Genomic DNA, 15,383 nt, shown 5'->3' with positions numbered 1-15,383 from the left:
TTATTGTTTGAGGCGCAGAGCTGTTGCGCGCCCTTGTAGGAGTGAGCCTGCTCGCGATAGCGGTGAATCAGTCAACGAATCTGTTGAATCTGATAACGACATCGCGAGCAGGCTCACTCCTACAGGGGGATAGCGTTTTTCAGTTAATGCTGGTGTGCGTGGCAATCGTTAATGGCCGCACGCTCTTTGCCGCCGAGAATGTTGAACAGCAGGTTCAACGTCAGCGCGCTGAGCGTGGCCATGGCGATGCCGCTGTGGGTAATCGGGCTCATCCACAGCGGCAGGTGCGCGAAGAATTCCGGGCGTACCACGGGGATCAGGCCCATGCCGATGCTCACCGCCACCAGCAACTGGTTGCGACGGTCACCGATGTCGGCTTCCTGGAGAATCTTGATCCCGGTCGCGGCGACCATGCCGAACATCGCAATTGCTGCGCCGCCGAGTACCGCCGGAGGAATCGACGCCACCAGAAACGCTGCTTTCGGCAGCAGGCTCAACACGATCAGCAAGCCACCGGCAACGATGGTCACCGAGCGGCAACGTACACCAGTCATCTGCACCAAACCGATGTTCTGCGCGAACGAGGAGTGGGTGAAGGTGTTGAAGAAACCAGCGACAAACGAGGCGCCGGCATCACACAGCAAGCCGCGACGCAGCATGCGCGGGCAGACTTCCTGGCCGGTGATCTTGCCTAGGGCGAGGAACATCCCGGTGGACTCGACGAAGATGATGACGACTACCAGACACATCGACAGGATCGGTGCCAGTTCGAATTTCGGCATGCCGAAATGCAGCGGAGTGACGAACTGAACCCATGGCGCGTTGGCCATGCCGCTCAGGTCGACCATGCCAATCGCGCCGCATAGGATGTAGCCGAAGCACATGCCGATCAGTACGGAAATGTTGACCCAGAAACCGCGCATGAAGCGGTGCACCAGCAGAATAGTGCCCAACACCAATGCGGCGATGGCCAGATAAATCGGTGAGCCGAATTGCGCAGCGGCAGCGCCACCACCGGCCCAGTTCACGGCCACGGGGAACAGCGACAAACCGATCGAGGTGATGACCGTGCCGGTCACCAGCGGCGGGAAAAAGCGCACGACCTTGGACATGAACGGCGCGATGAGCATGCCGAAGAAACCGGCAGCGATCGTCGCACCGAAGATGCCTTGCAGACCGATACCGGGCATGCCGGCCATGGCGACCATGCTGCCGACTGCAGCAAAACTGGCACCCATCATCACCGGCATGCGAATGCCCATCGGGCCGATGCCCATGGACTGGACGATGGTGGCGATACCGGCGACCAGCAGGTCGGCGTTGATCAGGAAGGCAATTTCTTCACGACTCAGGCCAGCGGCCTGTCCAATGATCAGCGGCACCGCGATGGCACCGCCGTACATCAGCAGAACATGTTGCAAACCGACCAGGATCAGTTGCAAAAGGGGCAATCGCTGAATGGCGGGTGCGTCGGGGATGCGCGCTTTGGACAGCTCGGACATGCAACACCTCGGATCTTTTTATTCTTGTGATTAACAGCTGCCGGGTTGCTCACAGCTGTTTATTTGCATCAGGTAAAAACCGCGTTGCGGCGAATCGCTGGCAAGCCAGCTCCCACACAGGCAGTGCAAAAACCTGTGGGAGCTGGCTTGCCAGCGATGCTTTTACTGCTTAGTTGGTCTGTGCTCCCTGGGCGATCCATGCACCGATCAGGTCACGTTCCTGCTGGGTCATCTGCGTGATGTTGCCCAGTGGCATGATCTGCGTGGTGATGGCTTGCGCCTGGATGCGTGCCGCGTTCTGACGGATCTGCTCAGGGGTGTCGAGCATCACACCCGCCGGAGCTGCGCTGAACAACGGACTGGTTGGTTTGGCCGAGTGGCAAACCGCGCAACGTTCTTGAATCACGTTGTGCACTTTGTCAAAGGCCGGACCTGCGTTGGAGGCTTGCGCCGGTGCTGCGGCAGGGGCTGCCGGAGCAGCAGGTGCCGCCGCTTCAGCCGGTTTCAAGCCACCGCCCAATGCCGTTTCCGGCAGCGGTTGGTACTCGATTTTCGCTGGCGCCTTGGCCACTTCCGGCGCGGTCGACATCGGCATTGGGCCGGTGACGTACGCCAGACTGATCATGCCCACCGCTGCCACTGGCAGGGTCCAGGCAAACTTGTGGCTGTCATGACGGGTGTTGAAGTAGTGACGCACCAACACCGCCAACACCGCGATCCCGGCCAGGATCAACCAGTTGTACTGGCTGCCGTAGGTGCTCGGGAAGTGGTTGCTGATCATGATGAACAGCACCGGCAGGGTGAAGTAGTTGTTGTGACGCGAACGCAGCAAGCCTTTGGCTGGCAGCGCCGGATCCGGCGTGCGGTTTTCGGCAATCGCCGCGACCAGTGCGCGTTGCGCCGGCATGATGATGCGGAACACGTTGCCGACCATGATCGTGCCGATGATCGCGCCGACATGCAGGTACGCACCACGACCGCTGAACACTTTGCTGAAGCCATACGCCGCGCCGATGATCAGCACGAACAGAATGAAACCGAGCAGAGCAGGGCGTTTGCCCAGGGCCGAGTCGCACAGGAAGGAGTAGATGAACCAGCCGATAAACAGCGAGCCGATACCGATGGCCACGCCTTCAGGGCCGCTCAGGGTGCTGCCCGGAGCCAGCAGGTAGAGCGTTGGATTGGAGTAGAACACCACGCACAGCAGCGCGATACCCGACATCCAGGTGAAGTAGGCTTCCCATTTGAACCAGTGCAGGTTTTCCGGCATCGCCGGCGGGGCCAGTTTGTATTTTTCCAGGTGATAGATACCGCCACCGTGGATCGCCCACAGGTCACCGGCCAGACCGGTTTTCGGGTTGACGCGGTTGAGGTTGTTCTCCAGCCAGACGAAGTAGAACGACGCGCCGATCCAGGCCACGCCAGTAATCATGTGAACCCAGCGCACGCTCAGGTTCAGCCATTCCAACAGATGTGCTTCCACAGTCTTTACCTCTCGCCTGTCACTCTTGTTGTCGAGTGATCAGACCTTCTCTTATTGGTGGGGGGCGAGGATCAAACGCTCATCCTCTTTGAAAAAATGCTCATCGCAGTTATTGCCTGTGCCACTGCGATCAACCACCAGGAAGTCATCCCGCTTTTCGATCGTCAGCACCGGATGGTGCCAAACGCCGCGATGGTAATTAATGCCCTGCCTGCCGTTGGTGACGAAGGCGCGGACCAAGCCTGATACAGGTTCATCGCCAAGTGGCGCGACCACGATCAGAAAGGGGTTGCCGAGCAGCGGAATGAAAGCCTGGCTGCCCAGCGGATGGCGTTCCAGCATGCAAACGGTCAGCGGCATGTCCTGCGCGTCGGCGCGGAAAATGCTGATGATCGCGTTGTCTTCAGGCTGAGCGGTTTCGACCGTCGCCAGTTTGTGGAAGCGCATGGTCGAACCGTTGTTGATCATGAAGTGATCGCTGCCGTCGGTTTCGATGACGTCACCGAAAGGGGCGAAGGCTTCTTTGGTCAGCGGTTCAATCTGTAGTGTGCGCATGCTGTTCTTCTTATCCGAATTCTGTGTTGTTCAACTTGTCAGTGCGTCTTGCGCGATCCCTGTAGGAGCTGGCGAAGCCTGCGATCTTTTGACTTTGTTTTTAAGATCAAAAGATCGCAGCCTGCGGCAGCTCCTACAGGCTCAGCATTACTTCGCGACCTTGCCGAGAACGCGCAGGCGGCTCACACCACCGTCCGGGAACACGTTCAGGCGGATGTGAGTGATCGGGCCCAGTGCCTTGATCTGCTCGACGAAGGTGTGTTCGGCGTGCATTTCCAGCTTCTGGCTTGGCAGCAGTTCACGCCAGAACAGCGATTGGGTTTCGATCTGGCTGTCAGTACCGCCCTTGACGAACGCGCCCTGGATCGAGCAAGTGTCCGGGTAGTTGCCTTTGAAGTGCAGGGTGTCGACGACGATCTTCTCGATCTCGCCCGGGTGACCCAGCGCGACGATCACCCAGTCATTGCCCGGCGTGCGACGACGTGCAGTTTCCCAGCCGTCGCCCATGTTGATGCCACGGCCCGGGTTGAGGATGTTGCTCATGCGGCCGAAGTGTTCGTCGGAGCAGGCGAGGGCGCGGCCACCATTGAGGGCTGCTGCCAGATCGACTTGCTCGTTGTCGCCAACCGCCGACCAGTCGCGGAACGGAATGCCGTACACGCGCAGACGGGCGACACCGCCGTCCGGGTAGATGTTGAAGCGCAGGTGGCTGAACGCTTGGTCGTTGCTGATTTCGTGGTAGTGGTGGCTGTTGCCCTGCAGCTCGACGGCCGACAGCACTTCAGTCCACTGGGTGTTTTCATCAGGCTCGCCCGACGCCAGGAAGCACGCTTCCAGAGAGGCCGATGGCGGGAAGTTGCCGGTGAAGAATGAAGTGTCGATGTCCACGCCTTTGATCGAGCCCGGTACGCCCAGACGAATCACAGCGCTGTCGAAGCCTTCGAAGCGCTTGCGGCGCGATTCCCAGCCGTCCATCCACTTGCCGTTGTCATCGAACACGCCCTCCTTCCATACGGCCGGGGTCGGTTGGAACAGACGATTGGCGTCTGCGAACCAGTCATCGGTGACCGAGATGATTTTGGTGCCCAGACGGGCATCGGCCAGGTTGACGAATTTTTCGAAAGGTACGGCGTAAGCTTTCATTCTTCTTGTCTGCCTTTAAAAAAGTGGCTGGGGATGCTTGCAAGACCCTGGGTGCTCTCCGCGTCTGATGCACTCGGGTCAGGCTTCGCTAAAGAGTCAGTAAACGGAACAGGGCGATCTTGTTGATCTCCGCCAGCGCGCATTTGAACTCGGTGTCGACCGAATTGTGAATACGCGTTTCGAACGCCGCGAGGATCTGATGCCGGTTGCTGCCTTTTACCGCCATGATGAAGGGAAACTTGAACTTGGCTTTGTAGGCGTCGTTCAGCTCGGTGAAGCGCTGGAACTCTTCGGCCGTGCATTGGTGAATACCGGCGCCAGCCTGTTCATTGGTGCTGGCTTCGGTCAGTTGGCCCTGGACGGCAGCTTTGCCGGCCAGGTCCGGGTGAGCGTTGATCAGCGCAAGCTGGCTGGCGTGATCGGCGCTCAACAGGATGTCGCTCATGCGCTGGTGCAGGGTTTCGATCTCGTCGATCGAGGCATCTGCGCCCAGGTCGTAGGCCTTCTCGGCCACCCATGGCGAATGTTCGTAGATGTCGGCAAAAGCTTTGACGAAGGCGTCGCGGCTCAGGCTCGACGGTTGCAGGGTTTGAAAGCGGCTCATTTCGCGGCCCCTTGGTACGGGTGGGTTTCGTGCCAGTGACGCGCGATGTCGACGCGACGGCTGAACCACACCTGTTCATGACTTTTGGCGTATTCGATAAAGCGTTTGAGCGACGCGAGGCGACCCGGACGGCCGATCAGGCGGCAGTGCAGACCGATCGAGAGCATCTTCGGTGCTTCAGCGCCTTCGGCATAGAGCACGTCGAACGCGTCTTTGAGGTATTCGAAGAAGTCGTCACCCTTGTTGAAACCCTGCACTTGGGTGAAGCGCATGTCGTTGGTGTCGAGGGTGTACGGGATCACCAGATGCGGTTTGCCGGTCGGGTTGTTCGGTTCCCAGTAGGGCAGGTCGTCGTCGTAGGTGTCGCAGTCGTAGAGGAAACCACCTTCTTCCATGACCAGGCGACGAGTGTTCGGGCCGGTGCGGCCGGTGTACCAACCCAGTGGGCGCTCGCCGGTGATTTCGGTGAGGACGCGGATCGCTTCGAGCATGTGCTCGCGTTCCTGCGCTTCGTCCATGTACTGGTAGTCGATCCAGCGGTAGCCGTGGCTGCAAATCTCGTGGCCGGCATCGACCATCGCACGGATCACATCCGGGTGGCGCTGAGCGGCCATGGCCACCGCGAAAATGGTCAGCGGAATATCGAATTCCTTGAACAGTTTCAGGATCCGCCAGACGCCGGCACGGCTGCCATACTCGTAAAGCGATTCCATACTCATGTTGCGCGCGCCTTGCAGCGGCTGAGCGGCAACCATTTCGGAGAGGAAGGCTTCGGACTCTTTATCGCCATGCAAAATGTTGCGCTCGCCGCCTTCTTCGTAATTGAGTACGAAGGACAGGGCGATGCGGGCATTGCCCGGCCAGTGTGGGTGAGGAGGGTTACTGCCGTAACCGATCAGGTCGCGTGGGTAGTCAGCGCTCACTGCAGTCTTCCTTCTTATTCGTTGACAGATTGGTGTGGCGGCCTGGCGGTGAATTAACAGGCTGGCGTCACAGCGATGGGCTGATTGTATACAACTTTATTCGCAATTTGTAAGCCTGAATTTTCGCATTTTTCACCGACTGTCATCTTTTCCTGCTATTGGCGTGAGCCTGCAAGAAACCTGCCTGACCAGTCAGCTAATGGATAGGAGGTGCAATGAATAGGCGTATTGCTGGCTCATCGGCAGGAAACCCCCGAATGGCGGGGGTGATGTGAAAAATGTCGTTTTTATTGTGTACAATTTTTTTGAAAAGTGTCTTAATCAATCGCTCGCCGCAGCTTTTCGTGCTCCGAATCGGTGCGGTCTCCTTTTTATCTGACTTCGGGAGGCGCGAAGTCTGACTGCTCCGTGCAGGCAGGCGCGCAGAATCAATGGGACGTTTGACTACACACGTTTTGGACGCTGCACACGGTTGCCCGGGCAGTTCGATCAAGGTCGAGCTGTACCGCGTTGAAGGATCGCACCTGGAATTGGTCGCCAGTGCCGTCACCAACAGCGATGGCCGGGTCGATGCACCGCTGCTGCAAGGCGATGATTATCGTACCGGCGTTTATCAGGTTCAGTTCCATGCGGGCGATTACTACCGCGCCCGTGGCGTTCAGTTGCCGGAACCGGCATTCCTCGACGTGGTTGTGCTGCGCTTCGGCATCTCTGCCGAACAGGATCACTACCATGTGCCATTGCTGATTTCGCCGTACAGCTATTCCACGTACCGGGGCAGTTGACCCCCAAGCAGCTGCCCCCACCGGGAAGCGACTGCGCATATAGCTTCTTTGGTCTTTCGCCCGCTCACACTGCGGGCTTTTTTTATGCCTGTATTTTGTGCATGGCCGCGCGCCCCGGAGAACTCTGGAGCGCGCGGCTTCGCGTTCGGTTAAGCATTCACGATAAGGTTATTCAGCTGTGTCGGCTGACGACAAGGTTGTATTCGTGAGTGGGGAGAGGCTCGTTGGTGCCCAGCAAAAAAATGATCCTGTTCGTGTGCAAGTGTTCCATCAGGTCGTTGTTGATATGGGCGTCCATGTTGTCGACAAAGACTCTTTTTTTGAGCCAGGCAATTGGATCTGGGAGAAAAACAGTTTTGTTCTGAATCCTGTCCATGAACATGATGAAGATATGCTCAACACCCGTTCGCTTGATCAGTAAGGCGTTCCCCTGGTTGGCGCCGAAATCATGGGCAATGTAGTAGCCGTGTGCGCTGAGAAGATCTTTGAACAGTGTCCGCGTTGTTCGCCGACCTCTTTGATGTTGTGAACCGGATAACAGCTTCGGATTGAAGTCGATTCTTTGCAGACCTTCAGCGGAAGGGAGCGGCATACGCGTGTAGTCATTTACGTCGGCTGCAAGCGGCGAGAGAAGCATTAGCGGGTCGCTCAAGTCTTGACGAACGACTCGGTTATTGCCCACGAACTTAGAACGATTTTCCCAGTACTTGAAAGTCTCGACCAATGCACTGATCCCGGACCCGCTCAGTTTATTGGAGTGACTGGCCCGATTGAACATCTCCCGTGCGGTTTCGCTTGCGGAGTGATCAGAAAGGAAGGGGAACTGATCGCTGACATATTGAGTCAGGCTTTTTTCAAATGGCCGACTCCCTGCAATTTTCCATGCTTCACTGCCTTGCGCCGTCCTGTCCGCCGACTTCACCACCCCCCGGGGTTGTAACTCAGGATTGGTCAGCAGTAATTGTTCAAAAGCATCGAAACGATAAGCAGAGAACTGAGGAGGCTTGATGAAGGCAAAACCGTCAACGGCGTGGGTCGGCTGGTCAAGCAGCGCAAAGTGCTTGCCGCCGATTTCCACGGAGTCGCCGGCTGGCGGTTTCGTTGTTCCCCAGGCTTTCCATAGTTCACTGATGCCCATGAGTACGAAGGGATCGAGAGGATCACTGTCTTCTTGCAGTCGAGGGCGCTTGCTTGGGCTGGGGCCGGGCTTTTCTGGCTGAGTGAGGTGGCGAGAACTGCCTGGCTGCGGATCCTGCTGCGTATTTGCGAAGGCCTGCAACTTGCGGCGCCAGACGAATTGCCCAGGGATCTGCTCGAACGTGATATCCGGCACATCGGTCGTTGTTGCAGACGCCAGTTTGTATTCGCCTTGTTCATTCCTGCGAACCAGGATGGTGCCGTCGGCGATATCGATATAGGTTCTCCCGCGCGGTCCTTTGCGGATGCCGTCCGGGGAACCTTGCGCTGCAGGAAGAAGCGCCGCCAGGTGCGGGTCGACGAAAGGAATTGCCTGTGACGGTTCGTTAATCCGTTGCGCCGATCGCTTCCTCTGTCTGGATTGAGCCGTGTACCACTGGGCCTCGACTCGCCACAGTGGCAAACCGTCGATTTTTTTCAGAATCGGTGGTGTCACGCCCGGCGCTGCTGGCCAGGGAATCTGATAGTCCCCGGTTGTGTTGCGTTCAACCCGGTAATGACGGCCGTCTTCCAGGTGCGCGTAAGTCTGGCCGCCCGGGGCCACGAATAACCCGTCGATGGTTTCGTGCGGTTTTAGCAGATGGGTTTGTAAAACCGGCAGGGATATCTCGGCCAGTCTGGCATTGGCTTCGGTGATCACCGGGTCCGTGATGTGACTCACCACGACATGTGGGTAATCAGTTACTTCGCTGCCAGATGGAGCGGAAATGGATGGCCCCGGCAGTCGATTCGTACCTGGCGCAAAAATGTTGGAGCCGCCAGGATTCGTTCCACTGCCATTGCCAGCGTTAGACCTGTTGGTCGTCGAGGTATCGGGCAACGCAGGGCGAATGGTGGTCTTTGTGGGTCTGGTCATTCAACTTTCTCTGAGCGATTCATGGTGCATTCCTCTCTGTTCTGCTCAATCACTGGTCTTGGAAAATGAACAGCGTTGTTTGCCCCAGAACATCTGTCTGTGTTCCACCCAGCAGATAGCTGATCTTTTTATCTTTGCTGTAAGCCGACAGAGGCTTTGGTTCGCTGCTGGATGTTTGCACCACGGCCTCACTGCGTTCAAAGCGCTCAGGCCGAAATCGCTGCAACCTCCCGTTAATAAGAGGAGGCAGTTTCAGCACGAATACGTGGTCGATTTTCTCCCGGTAAAAGAGCAATTCGTTCTCGGCAAGCGTGGTCGTTGAGGGGGGCAGCACGTACCCGTCATCCTCCAGAAGCTGACTGAACAGCTTGCGCAAACCGGGCCCGTCTGGCGTCGCGGCGTACTCGTTCCAATGCCGGGAGAAGCGTCCGGGGTCAAAATCCAGTCGCATCAAGCCTTCACCCAGTGAGGAGGGAATCGCCAGGGTTTCTTCCGGTCCGTAAAGAGGCCGTAACATCAGTAACGGGTCAGCCAGTTCTCGACGCGGCGCTGTGTGCTGATCCCTGTTGGCCCAGTAACGAAACACTTGATTCATGAGCGCCAAACCGGGGGCAATGATGATTTCAGATCGGTTTGCCTGATTGAACATGGCTCGGGCGAGTGAGTTGACCGATTGATCCGACAGGTATTTGAAGGTTCTGGAAATGTATTGAGTGAGCGGCATCTCAAAAGGCACGACACTGTCCAGCACTGTCCATTGGTTGTTCTGTTTAACCGCCCACTTGGGCTGCAACGACGGGTTTTCCCGCAGCATGTATTCGAAGGTGTCGTACAAGACGGGTGAGAACAACGGATGTTGCAGATAGACCAGTCGCGGGTTGGCACTCATGTCCTGTTGCATCACCCGGTAATACTGCCCGTCTATCTCGATATGATGGCCCACCTGTGGACGGACACTCTGGCCCCAGTTTCGCCATAACCCGAAACTCAAGTTGATCGCCTCGGGATTGGCGGACAGCAAGCTATCGGTCAGCGCTTGGCTGGCATCTGTCCCTTCTTCCTGATGCAGACGCTTGCCCGGGACGGCCATGGGCTCCGGCGTATCGGTTGAGGCTTTGCGTTTTTCCTGTAGCGAACGCTCCGGTTCAGAACCGGTTTTGCGGCGCCACAGTCGCGTCCCGGGAATCTGTTCGAACAATAATGCGGAGGCATCGCGCACGGTCGCAGAGCTTTGCTGATATTCACCGTTGGCGTTTTTTCGCACCATGACGGTTCCTTCGGCCGTATCGATATAGGTTTTGCGGTGCTTGTCGTAGCGGATCCCGTCTGGCGTCTGCCGGGAGGGGGAGAGCAGGGCCGCTGCATCGGGTGCCAGGTAGGTCGGCTGTTCCGCAGCAAGACTCTCGGCGGCTGCATTTCGCCGGTCACTTTCCGAGTTGTGCGCCAGCCAACCCGGCCGTTCGAACGTCCAGACGGGCTGGCGTTCTGTTCTGATCAGGAAGGGCCCGGGCAGACGCGGGGAGAAATTGAAGGGAATCTGATAGCGGCCATCTTGCTGCATCTCGACCAGCAGATGGCCTTCATTCTCAACACGGGCATATAACTTGCCATCCGGACTGGTGAACAGACCGCTGTCGTGATCCAGCCGTTGTAGCAGATGGGCTTGATCGGCAGGCCAGGTGATTGCTTGCAGTGCTGACGCAACTTGCGCTGAGTAGGATGCAGGCATGTCGTTGACCTGCACTGACGGGGGCTGCGCCGAGGCGTCCGGCAGCGCTGCGGGGAGTGTTGTGGTTGCCGGTAGTCGGGGAGATGTGTTTGCCATATTTGGGCGAATATCGGGCGCAGTGACCCCGGCCACGCGCTTCGGTGGTTTGACCATTGATTTGATCTCGGTGTATGGAGCAAGAGGTTTTATTGAGGCTTGTCCACAAAAATCTGCGGACAAGTTGCGCAGATGCCGGGTTGTGTATTCAACCTTCTCTAACAATGAACAGGGTCGAGTTATCGGGGGAAATCTGTTGTTTGCCGCCCACCAGATAAATCACTTTGTAACTTTTGAGATATTCGGCCAGCGCCTGTCTGTCCGCTTCGCTGAGTCTGCTCTGGAACTGCGGGCTGGCAATTTCGGAGCCGACGTTGGAGTAACGAGGTACAGGCGTCTGCGTAACAGGGGTCAACCTCAATACGAAAACAGCAGCGACACCTTCTCGGTGAAAAATCATGACGTCTTCGCCACTTGGATGCGGGTGTCTGTTCGGGTTGATGCTGTAACCGCTGAGGCCAAGGATCCTTTCGAATACGTCGCGCGTGCTTGAAGCACTCGACGTCGAATCCAGTTGCTGGACGTCGAAGTCCAGACGCTGCAAACGGCTCGAAACAGGCGCCGGCAAAGCGAGCAGTCCTCCGGCGTATTGGTCATTGTGCCGGGTGGGCAAAACGGGCAGCAGCATCAAGGGGTCTGAAAGACCGGGGTGGGGCGAGGTGTTGTTGACTCTGTCGGTCCAGTGGCGCAGCGTCAGTGTCATTGCTGAAAGTCCACCGGCATCAATCCCTTCAGGCGTGGACACACGATCAAATAAAGTTCTGGCGATGGTATTTGCCGAGTGTTCGGACAGAGAGTTCAGGGCGCTGGATACATATTGCGTTGCCGACATTTCGAACGGCGCGTGGTTGTCCAGAACCTTCCACTGGTCATTGCGTTTCAGCGCCCATTTCGGCTGTATCGAAGGGTCATTGCGCAGCATGTTTTCGAATTCGTCGAAACCTTGAGGTTTAAACCTCGGGTGTTGCAGATAAACCAGTTCGGTGTTGGCGTGTAGAACCTGCCTGACCAGCGGATAGTGCAATTTCTCTATTTCTATCGACTCACCTGTTTTCGGTTTGGTGGTTTTTCCCCAGTTTTTCCACTGTGCTACCGACAGATCCAGTGCAGCCGGCCGCTGGGCTGACAGACGTTCGATCAGCACGCCTGTCGTCGATGCGACGTCGCTTTCCTGGACCGGGTATGGGCGATTGCTCGGCCCGGGTAGAGCGTCGGTCGTTTCGGTGGACACTGGGTCGGTTGCGGCTTGAAGGCGGTGTCGCGACTCGTCGATTTCACGCCACTGTTTTGTCCCCGGAATCTGTTCAACCCATTTACCTGTCGGAGACGCTTCCCCGGCGTGTGTCTGACGCCAGCCATCCGCGGTTTTGCCGACCATAACCATGCCGTCGTGCATTTCGACATACGCTTTCTTGTACTTGTCGTAGCGAAAACCTTCTGCGGTGCCTTCCTGAAGTTTTAGTTGGCTTGCCGATTCGGCATGGATGAACACCGGATGTTGCACACTCGCGCTGGTGGCGGTGCTTGCGGCGGCTGCCTGCTGGCTTTCGCTGAAGTGCAGGGATACCCAATCGGCGGCACGTGATGAACCTGAGCTCTCAGGGAAGTGGTGGACGGTGATTGTGGGGCGCGGGGAAGTCACGTCCGCCAAGGGGTGGATAGTGACCGTTTGGGGTGACGTTACTGCCGGTAAGGCAGTTGAAGACGCGCCGGCTGCGCCAGGCACATTGTCGCCGCCTGGGCCAGGATGAATGATTTCCCCGGCCGTAGCTCCGAGAGGATTGCCTGACAGTTCGACGGGGTTTGCGGACGCGTCGGGCGAAAGCGTACGCGGAATTTTCTTCGGTGGCTTGGCCATTGAATGACTCCTTTGGATTGTTTATCCAGTCGTTTGCATCGGGGTGGGGAGCCATGGTCGGGAAAAGATCATCCGGATGTGCGGTACATATGTAATGTCCTGCCAGCATTTGCCGCAGGATGTTGCGCAATCCGTCGGATGTGTAAAAAACTCTCATCGACGCGCTGCCGACGAGAGTTTCGCATCGGCCTTTACCGCTCTCTGAAAATGAACACGGTTTCGGGATTCGACTGCACCCTCAATACGCCACCGATCAGCCACACTACTTTGTTCTGTGCCGTGGCGGTTGTCAGGGCTTGCAACGCGTCGGTGCCAATCCTGGCCGGCAAGCTCGGGTCTGCCAGCTCATTGCCTGGGGTGTGGGAAAAGCCGACATGTTCCACTGCGCCCAGTTTCAGGAAATAGATCTGGTCATGGGAGTTGCGCCGGAAAACCAGAGTGGGCATGCGATGCTCATAAGTCAGAGGAAAGACGTCGTAGCCGCTGCGTACCAGCAAGGCGCCAATCAGACGCCTGAGGTTCAGATCTGTCGGATAGGTTTTGTAGTGATTCCATTCGACGGGAAAACGTGTTGGATCGAAATTGAGCCGTTGCAGCTCGCCGTCGACCTGGGAGGGCATCCGGATGATTTTTTTTCCGTCGCGATCAATGGAGGGTGCCACCTTCAGCATGTTTAGCGGGTCGGCGTACGCTGGTGTCGTGGGAAACGGCCGTTGCTTCCACTGATGCAAGACGGCCTGAATATTGATCAGTCCGGTGCCGGTAATCACAGGTGAGTTGTCCGCGAGTTCAAACAATCTCTTGGCGACGGCATGTGCAGTGGCATCAGAAAAGTCGGGAAATGCCTTGGCAACCGACCGCGATATCGGTTCATTAAAAAAACGTTTACCGGGGTTTATTTCTCCGGGATCGTTACCTAGGCGAAACGTTGCAACGGGCTGCAACAAGGGCGCTGTATAGAGCATTTGGTCGAACGCCTCGAAGCCTGCAGGCGTAAAGTCTGGATGTTGGACAAAGTAGACTTTGGGTGTGCGGTTGGAGCCGACAGGCACAATCGGATAATGAAACCAGCCGAGTTGCACGGACTCCACCAGCGGTGGTTTGTTCAGATGGCCCCACGGTAGCCAGAAAAGCGGTGTTTGCTCGGTCGGGGCGCTCGCGTCAAGGCGCATTGGCAGAACTGGATCTACAGGTGCGTCGAGCCGTGGTCGTTTGCTTGGGCCTGGTCGCGCTTCGTCCGGTTCGGCAATCGGTCGAGACGTGCCGGCAACAGGATTTTCTTTGGTGGGTGAGTTCGGGCTCTTGCGGCGCCAGAGTACTGTTCCGGGAATCTGTTCAAAAAAAATATCGGGAGATTCCCTGCTCGTCGGCGAGGCCAGTTGATACTCACCTTGTTGGTTTTTACGGACCATGACCGTACCTTCTGCCGTATCGACGAAGGTATGGTTGAGCTTGTTGTAACGCAGTGCATGCGCTGAAAGCTCTGCACGGGTCAGTGTATTTGCGTCTTCGGGCGCAAGGTAGGAGAGGGGGGGCGGGGTGACAGGTGTTTCGGTCCGAGACGCTGTCGATTGCCAGCCAGGGCGCTGGATAAGCCAACTGGACTGGCCTTCTGTCCTGGTCAGTACTGGCCCGGGAACACCGGGCGCAAAGGTCAGAGGAACGTAATAATTGCCCTGCAAATCCCGTTCGACGACGAACCGGCCTTCGCTGCCGATTTGTGCGTAGGTCCGCTGATCCGGTCCGGTGAACAAGCCGGTATTTTCTCCAATCGGCGTCAGTTCGTGCAATCGGTCCTGAGGCCAGGCAATTGCACTGCGGGCGGTCCGGTAAGTGTCGGGTATTTCGTTGACGATGACGGCGGGCGGTCGATGGGTGGAGGTGCCAGTGGCGTGTGCCCCGCTGGTTGAATCGACGCCAGACAATGGGGTGTCGGGCAAGGTTGGGGTGACGCGGGTGCCCGAGCCTGGCTGCGCAGGTCTTGTTGTAACAGTTGTATCGGCTGGTGCTGTCACCGGAACTTTCTTGGGTGGTTTCGCCATGTGAAATTACTCATTGAGGGATGATGCGTAACGCACGGAAGTGCCTCGCCGCATTTTTCAGGTGCACTCGTCTGCATCCCGGAAAATCCAGGTTGGGAAAACGATGGAGAGGTTCGATGACTTACACTTCGGTGCGCGCGCATGTTTTCGGGTTTGCCTGATGTACGGCGTGCAAAGTTGCAGGCCTATGCATCAAGGGCGGCGGCGTGAAGAGGGTGAGATCTTGATGGTTACAGCGGACCGAACACTGAGTCGGCGAGCTTCAACTGATCTACTTTGCTTTTGGTTTTTTTGCTCGTTGTTTCATCAGTGCTGTGTTTGCGATCAATGGTCGAAGCATTGTGCTCATCGCTTTCAAAGCGCATATCTGTGATGACGACGGCGTCAGTAATTTTTGCTGTTGCCAATGACGCTTTGCGTACGGTGATGGCCATCTGAACTTCCTTGTTCTGGCAGGTTTTTGTCAGGCGAGGCGTGATAATACGATCGATTTTTGAACGCTGTATATCAACGGGTTGTTGCTGTGTATTGCGCGCGGCGGGTGCTGCTGGAAAACGCAGCCTGAAAACAATAAACCGGCCCGAGGGCCGGTTTATTCAGGCGCTGACGT

12 protein-coding genes are annotated in these 15,383 nt (G+C 57.1%); 1 reads left to right on the top strand and 11 read right to left on the bottom strand.

What is annotated here, in order from left to right; genetic code table 11:
• Window positions 1-143: 143 nt before the first annotated feature.
• The 6 genes from ACM6JQ_RS06510 to puuE form a co-directional block, all read right to left on the bottom strand.
• Window positions 144-1,502 (bottom strand): nucleobase:cation symporter-2 family protein, encoded by a 1,359-nt coding sequence (locus ACM6JQ_RS06510; RefSeq protein ID WP_007913967.1) that lies wholly within the window; start codon window positions 1,500-1,502, stop codon window positions 144-146.
• Between the two features lie 169 nt (window positions 1,503-1,671).
• Entirely contained in the window at window positions 1,672-2,985 is a 1,314-nt protein-coding gene (locus ACM6JQ_RS06505; protein ID WP_007913971.1) for a urate hydroxylase PuuD, read from the bottom strand.
• Between the two features lie 51 nt (window positions 2,986-3,036).
• Window positions 3,037-3,540 (bottom strand): ureidoglycolate lyase, encoded by a 504-nt coding sequence (locus ACM6JQ_RS06500; protein ID WP_007913973.1) that lies wholly within the window; start codon window positions 3,538-3,540, stop codon window positions 3,037-3,039.
• A gap of 147 nt (window positions 3,541-3,687) precedes the next feature.
• On the bottom strand, window positions 3,688-4,683 hold the full coding sequence (gene alc, locus ACM6JQ_RS06495) for an allantoicase (protein ID WP_007913974.1): 996 nt from the start codon (window positions 4,681-4,683) through the stop codon (window positions 3,688-3,690).
• A gap of 88 nt (window positions 4,684-4,771) precedes the next feature.
• Window positions 4,772-5,287: a 2-oxo-4-hydroxy-4-carboxy-5-ureidoimidazoline decarboxylase gene (uraD, locus tag ACM6JQ_RS06490; RefSeq protein WP_007913979.1), complete on the bottom strand. Its 516-nt coding sequence runs from the start codon at window positions 5,285-5,287 to the stop codon at window positions 4,772-4,774.
• A complete protein-coding gene (puuE, locus tag ACM6JQ_RS06485) occupies window positions 5,284-6,210 on the bottom strand; it encodes an allantoinase PuuE (RefSeq protein WP_007913981.1) in 927 nt (308 codons plus the stop codon). Before puuE ends, uraD begins: the two co-directional genes overlap by 4 nt.
• A 431-nt stretch (window positions 6,211-6,641) precedes the next feature.
• On the opposite strand from puuE, the gene uraH reads away from it, so the two are divergent.
• Window positions 6,642-6,995 carry a hydroxyisourate hydrolase gene (gene uraH, locus ACM6JQ_RS06480; protein ID WP_007913983.1) on the top strand — a complete coding sequence of 118 codons (354 nt, stop codon included), beginning with the start codon at window positions 6,642-6,644 and terminating at the stop codon, window positions 6,993-6,995.
• A gap of 172 nt (window positions 6,996-7,167) precedes the next feature.
• Here uraH and ACM6JQ_RS06475 read toward each other — a convergent pair whose 3' ends face one another.
• From ACM6JQ_RS06475 to ACM6JQ_RS06455, 5 genes are all read right to left on the bottom strand, one after another.
• A complete protein-coding gene (locus ACM6JQ_RS06475) occupies window positions 7,168-9,048 on the bottom strand; it encodes a hypothetical protein (RefSeq protein WP_414893415.1) in 1,881 nt (626 codons plus the stop codon).
• Window positions 9,049-9,097: 49 nt separating this feature from the next.
• Window positions 9,098-10,930, bottom strand: a complete 1,833-nt coding sequence (locus tag ACM6JQ_RS06470; protein ID WP_414893414.1) for a hypothetical protein — start codon at window positions 10,928-10,930, stop codon at window positions 9,098-9,100.
• Between the two features lie 91 nt (window positions 10,931-11,021).
• Window positions 11,022-12,731: a hypothetical protein gene (locus tag ACM6JQ_RS06465; protein WP_414893413.1), complete on the bottom strand. Its 1,710-nt coding sequence runs from the start codon at window positions 12,729-12,731 to the stop codon at window positions 11,022-11,024.
• 191 nt (window positions 12,732-12,922) lie between these two features.
• On the bottom strand, window positions 12,923-14,773 hold the full coding sequence (locus tag ACM6JQ_RS06460) for a hypothetical protein (RefSeq protein WP_141232690.1): 1,851 nt from the start codon (window positions 14,771-14,773) through the stop codon (window positions 12,923-12,925).
• A gap of 230 nt (window positions 14,774-15,003) precedes the next feature.
• Window positions 15,004-15,207: a hypothetical protein gene (locus tag ACM6JQ_RS06455; protein WP_095114344.1), complete on the bottom strand. Its 204-nt coding sequence runs from the start codon at window positions 15,205-15,207 to the stop codon at window positions 15,004-15,006.
• Window positions 15,208-15,383 lie beyond the last annotated feature (176 nt).

The sequence above is a fragment of the Pseudomonas sp. IT-232MI5 genome (genome assembly GCF_949767845.1).
In the GTDB taxonomy this organism is placed as follows: Bacteria; Pseudomonadota; Gammaproteobacteria; order Pseudomonadales; family Pseudomonadaceae; genus Aquipseudomonas.
This window is presented reverse-complemented; position numbering and strand designations above follow the sequence as displayed.